Origin of the sequence: Neorhizobium puerariae (genome assembly GCF_042429745.1) — a bacterium.
Classification (GTDB): Bacteria; Pseudomonadota; Alphaproteobacteria; order Rhizobiales; family Rhizobiaceae; genus Neorhizobium; species Neorhizobium puerariae.
Genome location: NZ_JBHMAA010000026.1, coordinates 1 through 13,348, shown reverse-complemented (window position 1 = coordinate 13,348; position 13,348 = coordinate 1). Strand labels below are relative to the sequence as shown.

Here is a 13,348-nt window from a genome sequence, read left to right as displayed (position 1 = left end):
CAAGCTCAAACAATTCCGACGTGTCGCCACACGATACGACAAGCTGCTCGCAAACTTCATGGGCTTCGTCAAAATCGCCGCTATCGCCATCTGGCTCAAATAGTTAATTCGTCGCTACGGCCTAGAGATCCTCGACGCAAGGCCCGGAGCCTGTTGACGGCCGGGCACAAAAAAGCCTGCCCCTTGCGAGGGACAGGCTAACTTTGAAAGGTGATTCAGACCACCCGATTTAGGCGCGCAGAACCCCACCCGTCGTCTTTTCGACATTGGTGACGATCCTGGTCGTCAGCGCCTCGAAATCCTCGTCGGTCAGCGTCCGCTCGACCGGCTGGATCAGGACCTCGATCGCCACCGACTTCCTGCCTTCACCAAGCGAGGCGCCTTCGAACACGTCGAAGACGTTGACGCCGGCGATCAGTTTGCGGTCGGCGGTCGCCGCCGCCTTGACGATCGCGCCGGCATCCACATCGCCTGCAACCACGAAGGCGAAGTCGCGCTTCACCACCTGGAAGGACGAGAGCTCCAGCGGCGGCTTGGTGCGGGTGGCCTTCTTCTTCGGCTCGGGCATGGCGTCGAGGAAGACCTCGAAACCGCAGAGCGCGCCGGATACGTCGAGGCTGCCGAGCGTCTTGGGATGAAATTCGCCGAAATAGCCGATCACGACCTTCGGCCCCATCTTGATCGTGCCGGAACGGCCGGGATGGTACCAACCGGGCGCACCGCTCTCCACCTGCACGTTCGACATCGGCAGGCCGCAGGCTTCCAAGACCGCCAGCGCATCGGCCTTGGCGTCGAAGACATCGACCGGCTTGCCACCGCCCCTGGCATTGTTGGACCAGAGACGGCCCGTGCCGTTGATCGAGGCCGTGCCGCGGCGGACGCCACCGGCCACACGCCGCTGGCCTTCCGGCGTATCGGTCTCGTAGGTGCCCGACACTTCGAAGATCGCCACGTCGCCAAAGCCCTTGTCGGCATTGCGCTGGGCTGCCGTCAGCAGGCCCGGCAGAAGCGAAGGCCGCATGTCGGACATGTCGGATGCAATCGGATTGGCAAGCTTCAGTTCCGGCTTGCCGCCGCCGAAAAGCCTGGCCTGATCCTCGGAAATGAAGGACCAGGTGACGGCTTCCAGCATGCCGCGCGAGGCAAGCGCCCGCTTGGCGGTGCGGGTGCGCACCTGCAGCGTGGTGAGGATGCGGCTGTTGACGGCGGCGAGACGATCGATCGCCTCCGGCTTGATCTGGTCGACGCCGTGGATGCGCATGACTTCCTCGACGAGGTCGGCCTTGCCTTCGACATCCGGACGCCAGGAGGGAACCTTGACGGACACGGAGCCCACATCGCCGACGCCCTGCACCTCGAAGCCGAGGCGGGTGAGGATCTGGCGGCTTTCATCGGTCGAGACGTCGAGGCCGGTCAGGCGCTTCACCTCCGAGAACGGGAAATCGATCACCTTCGGCTGGTGACCCTTGTAACCGACGATTTTCTCCGCCGCCGCCGTGCCGCCGCAAAGCTCCAGCACCAGTTCCGTCGTGCGCTCAAGGCCCGGCACCATGTATTCCGGATCGATGCCGCGCTCGAAACGGTAGCGCGCATCGGTGATGATGCCGAGCGAGCGGCCGGACTTGGCGATGTTGATCGGGTCCCAGAGCGCCGACTCGATTAGCACGTCGACGGTGTTCCCGTCGCAGCCGGAATGCTCGCCGCCCATGATGCCGCCGATCGATTCTACGCCGTTGTCGTCGGCGATGACGACATTGTTCGGGGTCAGCCTGTACTCACGCTGGTCGAGCGCCAGCACGGTCTCGCCTTCCAGCGCGCGGCGGACGGTGAGGTCACCCTTCACCTTCGCGGCGTCGAAGACGTGCATCGGGCGACCCTGGTCGAAGGTCATGTAGTTGGTGATGTCGACCAGCGCGTTGATCGGGCGAAGGCCGATTGCCTTCAGCCGCTGCTGCATCCAGGCCGGGCTCGGGCCGTTCCTGACGCCGCGCACGAGCCGCAGGCCGAAACCCGGGCAGAGCCGTTCGTCGTCGAGCACGATCTTCAGGCCGACCGAAGTCTCGCCCTCGGTCCTGAAGCTCGGCCTGACGCGCGTCTTCAGCGTGCCGAGGCCGGCGGCTGCGAGATCGCGGGCGATGCCATGGATCGAGGTGCAGTCCGGACGGTTCGGCGTCAGGTTGATCTCGATGACCGGATCGTCGAGGCCGGCATAGGACGCGAAGGGCGTGCCGACCGGCGCATCGGCCGGAAGGTCGATGATGCCGTCGTGATTGTCCGACATGTCGAGTTCCTTCTCGGAACACATCATGCCGTGGCTTTCGACGCCGCGGATGTTGCCGACGGCGAGCGTCACGTCGATGCCCGGAACATAGGTTCCGGGGCGCGCGAAGGCGCCGACGAGGCCGGTCCGCGCATTCGGCGCACCGCAGACGACCTGCACCGGCTTGCCGCCGTTCACCTCGGGGCCGGCATCCACCATCAGCACCTTCAGGCGGTCCGCCTGCGGATGCTTTTCCGCCGAGAGAACCCTGGCAACGACGAAGGGCCTGTAGGCCGCCTTGTCGTCGACATCCTCGACCTCGAGGCCGATCGAGGTCAGGCGCTCGCAGATCTCGTCCAGCGTGGCATCGGTCTCAAGGTGATCCTTGAGCCAGGAAAGCGTGAATTTCATTGTCTTTTATCTCGTCTCAAAATCATCGGGGGAATCGGGTCAGGCGACCTTTTCCGGGGCCTTGGCGCCGGGGGCCTTCACGCCCAGGAACATGCTTTTCACCGAAATGCCTTCATCGACAGCGGTCCACCAGATTCCTTCGTACATCAACTCGATGTCGTTCAGCTGGTTGTCGTTCAGCTTCGACAGGAACGGATACCACCAGAGAGGCGTCGCGATGACGCGACCGTCGGCGAGCGCCACATGGACCTCGCTGTCGGCACACCAGGCCCGAACAGGCCGCATCTCATCAGTTTCAAAGGCCAAAGAAGTCATGCCAAACGCCTAGCCATTCATCACGGTGTTCCGCGGCCACCTTGAGCAGCCTTCCAATTTCCTGATCACTATATCCTTTATTCTGCACGACTTCCAAACTCCTCAGCCAGACCTTCAAGGATTTTGAATCCTTGACGATATGGACATGCGGCGGTTCACCCACGTCCAAAGCGTAGAACCTGAACTTGTATCCATGCCAGATCAGCAAGGTCGGCATTGTCAGGTACTCTGGCTCAAGCGCTCAAGCCGCCGAACAGCGTCGGCATGTCGAGCGGGCGGAAACCGTAGTGGTTCATCCAGCGGACGTCGGCGTTGAAGAAGTCGCGCAGGTCGGGCATGCCGTATTTCAGCATGGCGATGCGGTCGAGCCCCATGCCCCAGGCAAAGCCCTGGTATTCGTCCGGGTCGAGCCCGCCGGCCTTCAGCACGTTCGGATGCACCATGCCGCAGCCCAGGATCTCCATCCAGTCGCTGCCTTCGCCGAACTTGACGATCGGGCCGGAGCGGTCGCACTGGATGTCCACCTCGAAGCTCGGCTCGGTGAACGGGAAGAAGGACGGGCGGAAGCGCATCGTCACCGACGGCACCTCGAAGAAGGCCTTGCAGAACTCTTCCAGAATCCAGCGCATGTGGCCGACATGCGACTTCTTGTCGACGACGAGGCCCTCGACCTGATGGAACATGGGCGAGTGCGTGGCGTCCGAGTCCTGGCGATAGGTCTTGCCCGGGATGACGATGCGGATCGGCGGCTTCTGCGCTTCCATGGTGCGGATCTGCACCGGCGAGGTGTGGGTGCGCAGCACCTTGCGGTCGCCGTTCCCGTCCGACTGGAAGAAGAAGGTGTCGTGCATCTCGCGGGCCGGATGGCCTTCGGGGAAGTTGAGCGCCGTGAAGTTGTAGTAGTCCGTCTCGATGTCCGGGCCTTCGGCGATGGAGAAACCCATGTCGCCGAAAACCGCCGTGATCTCGTCGACGATCTGGCTGATCGGGTGGATGCGGCCGCGCTCGGCGGGCGAGGAGCGCACCGGCAGCGTGACGTCCACCGTCTCGGCCTTCAGCCGGGCCTCGATCGCCGCGTCCTTCAGCAGCGTCTTGCGGGCTGCGATGGCGTCGGCGATCTCGTTCTTCAGCGCGTTGATCGCCGCGCCGCGGTTCTGCCGCTCCTCGGGCGACATGGTGCCGAGCGTCTTCAGGAGTTCTGAGACGGAGCCCTTCTTGCCGAGCGCGGTGACGCGCACAGCCTCGATCGCCGCCTCGTCGCCGGCATCGGCGATTTCCGCCAGAAGCGAAGTTTTCAGGTTTTCCAGATCGGACATGGTTTCTTCCGTTTGATGGTCGGAGAGATGTATTGCGCGGTCGTGACGGCCGTTTGTCAGCATTTACGGTGCCTGGCACGTCGTAACCGATATGCGGAAGTACAAAGAAAAACCCGCGCCAGCCCAAGCCAGCGCGGGTTTCCCAAATTCAGTAAAGCAATAAAGCTTGGGAAGCGCTGGTTAACGAACCGCGCCTTCAAACTCGTTCGGAGTACCGGTTTCCTTGAGGTACTCGAGAGCTTTCTTGGAAGCCTCGACGAGCGCGCCGAATGCTGCCGGCTCATGGATCGCCATGTCGGACAGAACCTTGCGGTCGACTTCGATGCCGGCCTTGTTGAGGCCGTCGATGAAACGGCCATAGGTAAGGCCGAACTCGCGGACGGCGGCATTGATGCGCTGAATCCACAGGGCGCGGAAGTTGCGCTTCTTGACGCGACGGTCGCGCGTTGCGAACTGGCGCGAACGATCCACCGCTGCCTTTGCGGCGCGGATGGTGTTCTTGCGGCGGCCGTAGAAGCCCTTGGCTGCCTTGAGGGTCTTGGTGTGCTTGGCGCGGGAAGTGACGCCCCGTTTTACGCGTGCCATGTCATGATCTCCTTATGATGCGGGCTAAAGGTCTCAAAGACCGTTCGGCAGGTAGCTCTTGATGATCTTCTTGCCATCGGGTTCGGCAAGCACCATCGTTCCGCGTGCGTCGCGGATGAACTTGTTGGACCGCTTGATCATGCCATGGCGCTTGCCTGCGGCCTGCGCCTTGACCTTGCCGGAAGCGGTGATCTTGAACCGCTTCTTGGCAGCCGATTTCGTCTTCATCTTGGGCATTTTGCTACTCCGTATTTGTATCGGAACCGCAGACGAGGCAGGTTCCAAGCATTTGGAACGGCCACGGCATGCCCTGCCGGACCGTTCGGACGCGCGCTTATAACCGCAGTCGGTCAAAAGCGCAATGGGGGAAGAAGGTATCTTCGAAAACCGGCCCGACGCCGGCAAAGCCGCCTGGGGAAACCCTGGGAAGCGGTGAAGGTGCGGCGCTTATTTCGGCGCCAGCACCATCATCATCTGGCGGCCTTCGAGCTTCGGCTCGGCCTCCACCTTGGCGATTTCCGTGGTGTCGTCCTTCACCTGAAGCAGAAGCTTCATGCCGAGTTCCTGGTGGGCCATCTCGCGGCCGCGGAACTTCAGCGTCACCTTCACCTTGTCGCCGTCCTCGAAGAAACGGTTCATCGCCTTCATCTTCACCTCATAGTCATGGGTGTCGATGTTGGGACGCATCTTGATTTCCTTGATTTCGACGATCTTCTGCTTCTTGCGAGCTTCGGCCGCCTTCTTCTGGTTCGCATATTTCAGCTTGCCGAGATCGAGGATCTTGCACACCGGCGGATCGTTGTTCGGCGAGATCTCTACGAGATCGAGGCCTGCTTCCTCCGCCATGCGAAGCGCCTGGTCGGTCGGAACCACACCGTGGTTGTGGCCTTCTGCGTCGATAAGCTGGACCCGGGGAATGCGGATTTCCCTGTTGGAGCGCGGCCCCTCCTTGACGGGGGCATCGGCTTTGAATGGTCTGCGAATGGTCGTGTTCTCCTGATTGTTTCGGAACGCAAGCGGCGACTCTTCCAGCGCACGGCCTGCGGCCGAGCGAAATGTCGTGATCGCTTGGCCGAAGTCAATAGCACGTTGTCACGAAAAAATCACCTGCTGTCGCCACGTCGCGAATCTGTTTTATAAGCGCCGGAAAAGCGCGAGGAACCCCGCCATGACAGAGGCTGCAGCCGGCATCACCGAAAAGAGGATCACCGTAGGCGAAGGCGCGGGCGCCCGCGAGATCGCGATCGTCCACCGGGCCGCCCGGAAGAAGACGTCCGGCCCGGCCCTCGTCTGGCTCGGCGGCTACCGTTCCGACATGTCCGGCACCAAGGCCGTGGAACTCGACGCGCTCGCCGGCGAACTCGGGCTCGCGGCGATCCGGTTCGACTATTCCGGGCACGGCATCTCCGGCGGCGCCTTCCGCGACGGTACGATCTCCCGCTGGCTGGAAGAGGCACTGGCCGTGCTGCACGACATCGGGCCGAAGCGGGTCGTCCTCGTCGGGTCGTCCATGGGCGGCTGGATTACGCTGCGCCTGGTGCAGGAACTGCGGAAGCGGAAGGCGGCGCCGAAGGTCGAAGGGATCGTGCTGATCGCGCCGGCGCCGGATTTCACCGCCGAACTCATCGAACCGAACCTCACCGAGGCCGAGCGCCGGTCGCTTGCCGAACGCGGCTATTTCGAGGAGCTTTCGGAATACGGTCCCGAACCCAATATGTATACGCGCGACCTGATCGAGGACGGCCGCCGGAACCTCGTCCTCAGCGGCATCATCGAAACCGGCTGCCCGGTCACCATCCTGCAGGGCATGAAAGACCCGGACGTGCCCTGCAGCCACGCGCTGAAGCTCGTCGAATTCCTGCCGGCCGACGACGTGGTGCTGACCCTGATCCGCGATGGAGACCACCGGCTTTCCCGGCCCCAGGACATCGAGAAATTGAAGGCTGCGGTCCGCGCCCTAATTCTGCATGATCAAAATTTGGGCTGAGGCAAAAATGTTGCGTTCTTAACCATAATACCACGCCCCAGACGTTAACAAATCTTCACCGATTGACTCTTGCGCCTGTCCAATCTTAACGTTTCGTTAGGATTTTAAGGGACGGGTCCATGATGAGAGCCTTTCAGGCACGGCGGTTTGCCGTGACCCTAATCAGCGTGCTTGTACCGGTGAGCGCGGCAGTGCCCGCTCCGAGGCCCGTGGCTTCCATGGTTGTCGGCGCCGTCACGTCCCAGCCGATCGGCCACTACGAATTCTGCCAGAAATATGTGTCGGAATGCGCGATCAAGAGCCGCTCCACGCCGGCTCCCAAGGTCAGCGCCAAGGGCTGGGCTCTCGTCCGCCAGATCAACCGGTCCGTCAACGCCCGGTATATCGCCAAGACCGACAAGGAAATCTACGGCCGGGAAGAGGTCTGGGCCTATCCCGTCAATTTCGCCGATTGCGAGGACTACGCACTCCAGAAGCGCAAGGAACTGGCGGCCCGCGGCTTTGCCCTTTCCGACCTCCTGATGACCGTCGTGCGCAAGCCGGACGGCGAAGGCCATGCGGTTCTCACGCTTCGCACGTCCGATGGCGACTTCGTCCTCGACAACCTCGATAACGAGGTGAAGCCCTGGTATCAGACGCCCTATACCTTCCTGAAACGCCAGGCGTCGTTCAATACCGGCCGCTGGGTGACGATCGAAAACGGCCGCGACGTCCTCGTCGGTGCCTTGAAATAACAGACCGGCCGCTTGCCGGAATCGACAACCGCCTGCGGCCGGACGGATCGCAGGCGGTTTTGTTTCGAGAAGGCGAGAGGTGGAACCGGCGGCTCGCGGCGTTCCTCGCCGCAATCGATTCACCGGATCGATTGCACGGGCTTCGCCCGTGGGGACGCATTTGCCGAACCGGCACCCGGCCGCTCGCTTTGGGCTCGCGGCGTTCGCTGCTCAAAACGCTCCACCGGAGCGTTTTGCCGGCTTGCGCCGTCGCATCTCACCCATTCCCGATCAGGATGCCGGCTGCCAGAACGAGCGAACCGCCGAACACGACCTGGAAGACGGCCCGCAGGAAGGGCGTTTCCATATAGCGGTTCTGGATGAAGGCGATCGCCCACAATTCGAAGAAGACGACGATGGCCGCGACGATCGTCGCCGTCCAGAAATGCGGGATCAGATAGGGCAGCGCGTGGCCCAGGCCGCCGACCGCCGTCATGATGCCCGAGGCGAGGCCGCGCTTGACCGGCGAGCCCCGGCCGGAAATCTTGCCGTCGTCATGGGCCGCTTCCGTGAACCCCATGGAAATGCCGGCGCCGACGGAGGCCGAAAGGCCGATCAGGAAGGTCGACCAGGTATTCTGCGTGGCGAATGCCGCCGCGAAGATCGGCGCAAGCGTCGAAACCGAGCCGTCCATCAGCCCTGCAAGGCCGGGCTGCACATAGGTGAGGATGAACTGGCGCCGCGCGGTCTGGTCCTCTTCCGACTTCACATCCTCCGGCACATGCTTCTCGGTCAGCATGCGGGCGATGTCCTCGTGCCCCTCTTCCGCAAGCGCGAGATCGCCGAGCAGCTTGCGGGTGGAGGCATCGGAAACGCGCTTGGCCGCCTCCCTGTAGAAACGGGCGGCCTGCTGCTCCATGGCCTCGGTCTGTTCCCGCGCCGTCTCGATCGGAAGGTTCTTTCTCAGCCAGTCCGGCTTGCGGTCGTAGAAGCCGCGTACGTGCTCGCGGCGGATCAGCGGAATGCGCTCGCCGAACCGGGAGCGGAACATCTCGATCAAGGTGTTCTTGTGGGTCTGCTCGACCTCCGCCATGTCCTCGAAGACCTTGGCGGACGCGGGATAGCGCTCGCGCAGGCTGTCCGCATAGTCGAGATAGATGCGCGCATCCTCTTCCTCCGACGCGACGGCCAGGGCGAGGATCTCCGCCTCGCTGAGAGACTCGAAGGATCGTTTCGACATGGGCAACAGGCGGTCTAACATAAATGCTCCTTAATTAGAATTATTCTAAACTAAACGCCGCATGAAAAACTTCAAGGGATTTTTGCGGCGTATGGCCCCGGCCGAACCCTCGCCGCAGCCGGCGCAATTTTCGGAAAGAAATGCTGCACCGCAGCGTAATCTTCCGGATTTTTCACTTGCCGTTGCGGAAATAAAGGGATTAAGAGCGGCCCCGCGCGGGCGAAAATCCGGGCATCCTTCAAAGTCAACAAGGCAATATTCCCATGGATCGCAGACAATTCTTCCGGCAGGCAGCGACCGCCGGCGTGGGCGCCGCTGCCGCGACCGCGCTCACCGCTCCGCTGGCAGCCCCGGCAATCGCCCAGGAAAATCCGAAGATCACCTGGAGGATGACATCCTCCTTCACGAAGAACACCGACATCCTCTTCACCGCAGCCACGGAGATCGTGGAAAGCGTGAAGGAAGCGTCCGACGGCAATTTCACCATCCATCCCTTCGCCGCCGGCGAAGTCGTGCCCGGCCTGCAGGCCGCCGACGCCGTTTCCGCCGGCACCGTCGAGATGGCGCATACCTGCGCCTACTATTATATCGGCAAGGACCCGACCTTCGCGCTCGGCACGGCCGTTCCCTTCGGTCTCAACGCACGCCAGACCAATGCATGGTTCTCGGTCGGCGGCGGCAACGAGCTCATCAACGAATTCCTCTCCGGCTACAATCTCTATTCGTTGCCGGCCGGCAATACGGGCGCCCAGATGGGCGGCTGGTTCCGCAAGGAAATCAATACGGTATCCGACCTCAACGGCCTGAAGATGCGCATTGCCGGGCTTGCCGGACAGGTCATGCAGAAGCTCGGCGTGACGCCGCAGCAGATCGCCGGCGGGGATGTCTATGCCGCGCTCGAAAAGGGCACGATCGACGCGACCGAGTTCGTCGGACCCTATGACGACCAGAAGCTCGGCTTCGTGAAGGTCGCCAAGTACTACTACTATCCGGCGTGGTGGGAAGGCGGCCCGGCCGTGCATGCCTTCTTCAATCTGGAGAAGTTCAACGCGCTGCCGAAGAGCTACCAGCGGATGCTCAAGGACGCCTGCGCCAACGCCAACCAGAACATGCTCGCCCGGTATGACGCGAACAACGCCAAGGCGCTCAAGCAGCTCGTCGCCGAAGGCGCGGTCCTGAAGCCGTTCAGCCAGGAAATCCTCGACGCGAGCTACAAGGCGGCGCAGGAAGTCTATGCGGACATCACCGCCAGGAACGCCGCCTTCAAGAAGATCTACGACAGCCAGCAGGCCTTCAAGAAGGACGGCTATCTGTGGAACCAGATCGCCGAATATACCTACGACACCTACATGATGGTCCAGCAGCGCAAGGGCACGCTGTAATCGGCGTCCCGACCTGATGCAGGTCGCGCGAAAGCGGATTTGCGGCAACGACATGCATGAAAACAACAAGCCAAAGCCCGGAGCATCGCTTCGGGCTTTTTTCGTTCGGTTCAGGTCTCCATCAGTTCCGGTTCGGCCGACATTCTTTACCGCAGGCGCTTCACATCGCGAGCCGGCGAGGCGCCGAACTGGCGGGCATATTCGCGACTGAACTGGGTGACGCTCTCATAGCTCACCGAAAAGGCGACCCGCGCCGTATCTCCCGCTTCCGCCAAAAGCCGGCGGCGGGCTTCGTGCAGGCGGCTGGTTTTCCTTCTCCCGGCGGGGAGAAGGAAAACCTCACCTCCGCCGGCTTACCGGGAGCGAAACACCACCCATGCATCGGCACTCGAACCCGGTCGGCTCCAAACACTCCTTTTCGGAATTCCCTTGCCGTTCCCGAAATGAAAGGATTATGACCGGAACGACAAAGCCGGGACGGGCCGCAGGCATTTCGCTTCGAGGAGGATTTCATGAACCGCAGACGTTTCTTCAAACAGGCAGTGACCGCCGGCATGGGCGCCGCCGCGACGACCGCGCTTGTCGCTCCCCTGGCTGCCCCGGCGATCGCCCAGGAAAACCCGAGGATCAACTGGCGCCTTACCTCCTCCTTTCCGAAGAGCCTCGACATCATTTTCGGCGCCGCCAATGAAATCGCCGAGAGCGTGAAGACGGCGACGGACGGCAAGTTCACTATCCAGACCTTCGCGGCCGGCGAGATCGTGCCGCCGCTGCAGGCCGCCGACGCCGTTTCCGCCGGCACCGTCGAGATGGCGCATACCTGTTCCTACTACTATATCGGCCAGGACCCCGCCTTCGCGCTCGGCACCGCCATTCCCTTCGGCCTCAACGCCCGCATGACGAACGCCTGGTTCACGGCGGGCGGCGGCAACGACCTGATCAACGAATTCCTCGCGCCCCGCAATCTCTACGCCCTGCCCGCCGGCAACAGCGGCACCCAGATGGGCGGCTGGTTCCGCAAGGAAATCGACACGATCGACGACCTCAAGGGCCTGAAGATGCGTATCGCCGGGCTTGCCGGACAGGTCATGCAGAAGGTCGGCGTGACACCCCAGCAGATCGCCGGCGGCGATGTCTATGCCGCGCTCGAAAAGGGCACGATCGACGCGACCGAATTCGTCGGACCCTATGACGACCAGAAGCTCGGCTTCGTGAAGGTCGCCAAGTACTATTATTATCCGGCGTGGTGGGAAGGCGGCCCGGCGATGCATGCCTTCTTCAACCTCGAAAAGTTCAAGGGCCTGCCAGAAAGCTACCGGAAGATCCTCGCCAATGCCTGCGCATCGGCCAATACGAACATGCTCGCCAATTATGACGCGCACAATGCCAGGGCGCTCAAGCAGCTCGTCGCCGAGGGCGCCGTCCTGAAGCCGTTCAGCCGCGAGATCATGGACGTCTGCTTCAAGGCGGCGATGGAGACCTATGCCGAGCTTTCCGCCAGAAGCCCGGCCTTCAGGAAGCTCTACGACAGCCAGCAGGCCTTCAAGAAGGATGCCTATCTCTGGGCGCAGGTCGCCGAATATTCCTACGACACCTTCATGATGACCCAGCAGCGCAACGGCACGCTCTGATCGTCATGCCGGACCGAAGCCCCGGATCGCCTCCGGGGCTTTTCTTTCGGCCCGTCCGCCTCGCATCGCTCCCCTTCGCCGCGGTGAATTTCCCCCACAATCGCCGTTTGAAATCAGTCCTTTGGCCAGGAGAGTCTTGGCCTTCACCCGGCCCGGGTCCGAATTAATTGAGGCCGGGGCGTTGATTATCCCGCGATAAAGCCTATATTGGCGTTATCGAAAATTGCTTGTGACCTTTGTCCAAGAGCTCCGTGCTCAGTCAGATTTCCTCTCAAATATCGATCAAACGGACGGCATGCCGCCCGACAACTCTGGCGATTGAAAGGAAATCGTTATGAATACTGGCACTGTGAAGTGGTTCAACAGCACCAAGGGTTTTGGCTTCATTCAGCCCGATGATGGCGCGACGGACGTTTTTGTCCATGTCTCGGCTGTCGAGCGCGCCGGCCTGTCCTCCCTGACCGAGGGTCAGAAGATCTCCTACGAGATCGTTCGCGACCGCAAGTCGGGCAAGAGCTCGGCTGACAATCTCCGGGCTGTCTAAGGATGTCATTCGCCTCGGCTGACCACGGATGTACTGGCAGCGAGCGCTGGAATGACGGGAAGAGGTCGGGGTAACGCCCGGCCTTTTTGTTTTTCCCGTCTAGAGCATCCTGCGTTCAGGTGGCATCGCCTGAACGCGGATAAGATGCTCTGGATTCAAAGGATGAGAGCGTCCTTGGTGCGTCCGTTCGGGCGCACGGCGCTCTAGGATCGGGTTCGAGGAGAATACGGATGTGTCCACACGTCTATGCCGTCGGCGATGTCGTCGTCCTCAAAGCGGGCCTGAGCCGTACGGCCACCGGCGACCGGACATGCCGGATCGTCGGCAATTTGCCGGCTTCCGATGGCGGCGAGCCGCAATATCGCGTCCGGTTCGGCAACGAGAACTTCGAACGGCGGGTCGTGGCGAGCGATATCGATACGTCCGGAACCTCTGCGTCGGCCGGCAAGGACGAGGCTTCCCCGAAGGGCAGCGACGAACCCTGGCTGAAACCGGCCAAGATACGCGTCGGAAAATAGGCCGACCATTTGTGGAACGCGGGTTTGCCCGCATTGGAAAGGATATATTTTTTTGCAGGTTCTTGTCAGAGACAACAATGTCGAACAGGCGCTTCGGGTGCTGAAGAAGAAGATGCAGCGCGAAGGCGTTTTCCGTGAAATGAAGGCGCGCAGCGCCTATGAGAAGCCATCCGAGAAACGCGCCCGCGAGAAAGCGGAGGCCGTACGCCGCCACCGCAAGCTCGCACGCAAGAAGGCGCAGCGCGAAGGCCTGCTGCCGGCTCCCAAGAAGGCGGCCCGCACGCGCTGATACCCGCTTCGCCGTCCGGACGCCCGGCCAGGAAGGAGATGGCATGAAAGAGGCCGCGCCCGCTGAGAGAACGGATCACTGAGATGCAGATGATGATCGAGGGACAGTCACACTTCCAGCCTTTCGGCTTACCTTATTGGGGTTTTGCAGATCTCAA

15 protein-coding genes and 2 pseudogenes are annotated in these 13,348 nt (G+C 61.9%); 8 read left to right on the top strand and 9 right to left on the bottom strand.

The window, feature by feature from the left end; translation table 11 throughout:
- Nucleotides 1-103, top strand: a pseudogene (locus ACFFP0_RS22415) (IS5/IS1182 family transposase); the annotation flags it as partial.
- A gap of 126 nt (nt 104-229) precedes the next feature.
- Here the strand turns inward: ACFFP0_RS22415 and pheT are convergent.
- From pheT to infC, 7 genes are all read right to left on the bottom strand, one after another.
- Nucleotides 230-2,671: a phenylalanine--tRNA ligase subunit beta gene (gene pheT / locus ACFFP0_RS22410; protein ID WP_377264432.1), complete on the bottom strand. Its 2,442-nt coding sequence runs from the start codon at nt 2,669-2,671 to the stop codon at nt 230-232.
- Nucleotides 2,672-2,710: 39 nt separating this feature from the next.
- The gene (locus tag ACFFP0_RS22405) at nt 2,711-2,956 is read right to left on the bottom strand and encodes a DUF2442 domain-containing protein (RefSeq protein ID WP_377264431.1); all 246 of its coding nucleotides are present in this window, start codon (nt 2,954-2,956) and stop codon (nt 2,711-2,713) included.
- A 10-nt stretch (nt 2,957-2,966) separates the two neighbouring features.
- Nucleotides 2,967-3,203, bottom strand: a complete 237-nt coding sequence (locus ACFFP0_RS22400) for a DUF4160 domain-containing protein (protein ID WP_377264430.1) — start codon at nt 3,201-3,203, stop codon at nt 2,967-2,969.
- Nucleotides 3,204-3,219: 16 nt separating this feature from the next.
- Nucleotides 3,220-4,302 carry a phenylalanine--tRNA ligase subunit alpha gene (pheS, locus tag ACFFP0_RS22395; RefSeq protein ID WP_377264429.1) on the bottom strand — a complete coding sequence of 361 codons (1,083 nt, stop codon included), beginning with the start codon at nt 4,300-4,302 and terminating at the stop codon, nt 3,220-3,222.
- A 180-nt stretch (nt 4,303-4,482) separates the two neighbouring features.
- A complete protein-coding gene (rplT, locus tag ACFFP0_RS22390) occupies nt 4,483-4,887 on the bottom strand; it encodes a 50S ribosomal protein L20 (RefSeq protein ID WP_377264428.1) in 405 nt (134 codons plus the stop codon).
- Between the two features lie 33 nt (nt 4,888-4,920).
- Nucleotides 4,921-5,124, bottom strand: coding sequence for a 50S ribosomal protein L35 (rpmI, locus tag ACFFP0_RS22385; RefSeq protein WP_085422028.1), 204 nt, complete (start codon nt 5,122-5,124; stop codon nt 4,921-4,923).
- Between the two features lie 210 nt (nt 5,125-5,334).
- Nucleotides 5,335-5,871, bottom strand: coding sequence for a translation initiation factor IF-3 (gene infC / locus ACFFP0_RS22380; protein ID WP_377264433.1), 537 nt, complete (start codon nt 5,869-5,871; stop codon nt 5,335-5,337).
- A gap of 184 nt (nt 5,872-6,055) precedes the next feature.
- Between infC and ACFFP0_RS22375 the strand changes: the two genes are divergently transcribed.
- Together ACFFP0_RS22375 and ACFFP0_RS22370 are read left to right on the top strand one after the other, a co-directional pair.
- Nucleotides 6,056-6,874 (top strand): alpha/beta hydrolase, encoded by an 819-nt coding sequence (locus ACFFP0_RS22375; protein ID WP_377264427.1) that lies wholly within the window; start codon nt 6,056-6,058, stop codon nt 6,872-6,874.
- 119 nt (nt 6,875-6,993) lie between these two features.
- Nucleotides 6,994-7,608, top strand: coding sequence for a transglutaminase-like cysteine peptidase (locus tag ACFFP0_RS22370; RefSeq protein WP_377264426.1), 615 nt, complete (start codon nt 6,994-6,996; stop codon nt 7,606-7,608).
- Between the two features lie 256 nt (nt 7,609-7,864).
- On the opposite strand, the gene mbfA is transcribed toward ACFFP0_RS22370, so the two are convergent.
- Complete coding sequence (mbfA, locus tag ACFFP0_RS22365) at nt 7,865-8,848, bottom strand: iron exporter MbfA (protein WP_377264425.1); 984 nt, start codon at nt 8,846-8,848, stop codon at nt 7,865-7,867.
- Nucleotides 8,849-9,090: 242 nt separating this feature from the next.
- Between mbfA and ACFFP0_RS22360 the strand changes: the two genes are divergently transcribed.
- On the top strand, nt 9,091-10,209 hold the full coding sequence (locus ACFFP0_RS22360; RefSeq protein WP_377264424.1) for a TRAP transporter substrate-binding protein: 1,119 nt from the start codon (nt 9,091-9,093) through the stop codon (nt 10,207-10,209).
- Between the two features lie 146 nt (nt 10,210-10,355).
- Here ACFFP0_RS22360 and ACFFP0_RS22355 read toward each other — a convergent pair.
- Nucleotides 10,356-10,511: pseudogene (locus ACFFP0_RS22355) on the bottom strand (helix-turn-helix domain-containing protein); the annotation flags it as partial.
- A gap of 210 nt (nt 10,512-10,721) precedes the next feature.
- Between ACFFP0_RS22355 and ACFFP0_RS22350 the strand changes: the two are divergent.
- The 4 genes from ACFFP0_RS22350 to rpsU all read left to right on the top strand — a co-directional run bounded on the left by ACFFP0_RS22350 (nt 10,722) and on the right by rpsU (nt 13,191).
- A complete protein-coding gene (locus tag ACFFP0_RS22350) occupies nt 10,722-11,840 on the top strand; it encodes a TRAP transporter substrate-binding protein (protein WP_377264423.1) in 1,119 nt (372 codons plus the stop codon).
- A gap of 334 nt (nt 11,841-12,174) precedes the next feature.
- Nucleotides 12,175-12,384: a cold-shock protein gene (locus ACFFP0_RS22345; RefSeq protein WP_377264422.1), complete on the top strand. Its 210-nt coding sequence runs from the start codon at nt 12,175-12,177 to the stop codon at nt 12,382-12,384.
- A gap of 230 nt (nt 12,385-12,614) precedes the next feature.
- Nucleotides 12,615-12,902, top strand: coding sequence for a cold-shock protein (locus ACFFP0_RS22340; protein WP_377264421.1), 288 nt, complete (start codon nt 12,615-12,617; stop codon nt 12,900-12,902).
- 52 nt (nt 12,903-12,954) lie between these two features.
- Nucleotides 12,955-13,191 (top strand): 30S ribosomal protein S21, encoded by a 237-nt coding sequence (gene rpsU / locus ACFFP0_RS22335; protein ID WP_377264420.1) that lies wholly within the window; start codon nt 12,955-12,957, stop codon nt 13,189-13,191.
- Nucleotides 13,192-13,348: the final 157 nt, after the last annotated feature.